General features: G+C 72.4%; 2 protein-coding genes and 1 pseudogene. 1 reads left to right on the forward strand and 2 read right to left on the reverse strand.

The window, feature by feature from the left end:
* Positions 1-272 (reverse strand): annotated as a pseudogene (locus FV223_RS27775) (VOC family protein); the annotation flags it as partial.
* Positions 273-341: 69 nt separating this feature from the next.
* Between FV223_RS27775 and FV223_RS27780 the strand changes: the two are divergent.
* Positions 342-782, forward strand: coding sequence for a MarR family winged helix-turn-helix transcriptional regulator (locus tag FV223_RS27780; RefSeq protein WP_147729893.1), 441 nt, complete (start codon positions 342-344; stop codon positions 780-782).
* Positions 783-784: 2 nt separating this feature from the next.
* Here the strand turns inward: FV223_RS27780 and FV223_RS27785 are convergent.
* The coding region (locus FV223_RS27785; RefSeq protein WP_187276280.1) for a chorismate-binding protein at positions 785-1,339 on the reverse strand (555 nt) is incomplete at its 5' end.

Raw genomic sequence — 1,339 nt, forward strand, 5'->3', positions numbered from 1 at the left:
GCCGCCGTCACGCGCGCGGCGGAGGCGTCCACGTCGGCGACCGCGACGTATCCGAGCCAGCCCGGCCGCGCGCCGGCGGGGGGCTCGCATCCGGTCGGGGCCATCATCCCGCAGATCCGGACGTCGCCCGCCCGCGCGATGCGGTAGTCGACCCCCGGCATCCCCGCATCGGCGATGCTCCAGCCTGCGACCGCGCCGTAGAAGGCTTGGGCCGACGCGATATCGGGCGTCGTCAGCTCGTACCAGACGAAGGTGCCCGCGTGATCCGCCACGGCCTCGGCTCCCGGAACAGGCGCGTTTGTCGCATTGCGATTTGCGTTGATATCAACGCAATTTGACGGATGTCAACCGTCGTCCCCTTCGCGACCACCGCCGTCGTCCGCGAGACGTGCCTTTGCCTGCACACCCAGCGCGCGGCCCGCGCCCTCGGTCGCCGCTTCGACGACGCGCTGCGGCCGCTCGGGCTGACGAGCGGGCAGTTCTCGCTGCTGATGTCCCTCAACCGGCCCGAGCCGGCGCCGATGGCGTCGGTGGCCCGCCTGCTCGCGATGGACCGGACGACGCTCACCGCCGCCGTGAAGGTTCTGGAGCGGCGCGGCCTCGCGACGGTCGCCGTCGATCCGAAGGACCGGCGCGGCCGCCTCCTGGCCTTGACGGAGGCCGGTCGCGCCAGCCTCGTGGCGGCGGTGCCGGTCTGGCGCGAGACGCACGCGGCCGTCGATGCGGCGCTCGGCGGGGTCGATGCGGATGCCTTGCGGACCGCGTTGCGCGCGCTCGGCTGAGCCTACTGACCGCGCTTCGCCTGGGCCGCGAAGCGCACCGCGTCCTCGGCCGCGCGGAACAGGGCGCGGGCCTTGTTCACGCATTCCTGCTGCTCGGATTGCGGATCGGAATCGTAGACGATGCCGGCGCCGGCCTGCACGTGCATGCGGCCGTCCTTCACGATCGCGGTGCGCAGGACGATGCAGGTGTCCATCTCGCCGCGCGCGCCGAAATAGCCGATGCAGCCGCCGTAGGGCCCGCGCTTCTCGCGCTCGAGCTCGTCGATGATCTCCATCGCCCGCACCTTCGGTGCCCCCGAGACCGTGCCGGCCGGGAACCCGGCCGCGAGCGCGGCCAGGGTGTCGTGCCTCGGGTCGAGGTCGCCCTCGACGTTCGAGACGATGTGCATCACGTGGCTGTAGTATTCGAGGAAGAACGAGCCGGTGACGGTGACGGTGCCGAGCCGGGCGACGCGGCCGACGTCGTTGCGGCCGAGGTCGAGCAGCATCAGGTGCTCGGAGCGCTCCTTGGGGTCGGCCAGCAGCTCGTCGGCGAGCGCGCGGTCCTCGGCCGGCGT

This window comes from Methylobacterium sp. WL116 (assembly GCF_008039455.1).
Taxonomy (GTDB): domain Bacteria; phylum Pseudomonadota; class Alphaproteobacteria; order Rhizobiales; family Beijerinckiaceae; genus Methylobacterium.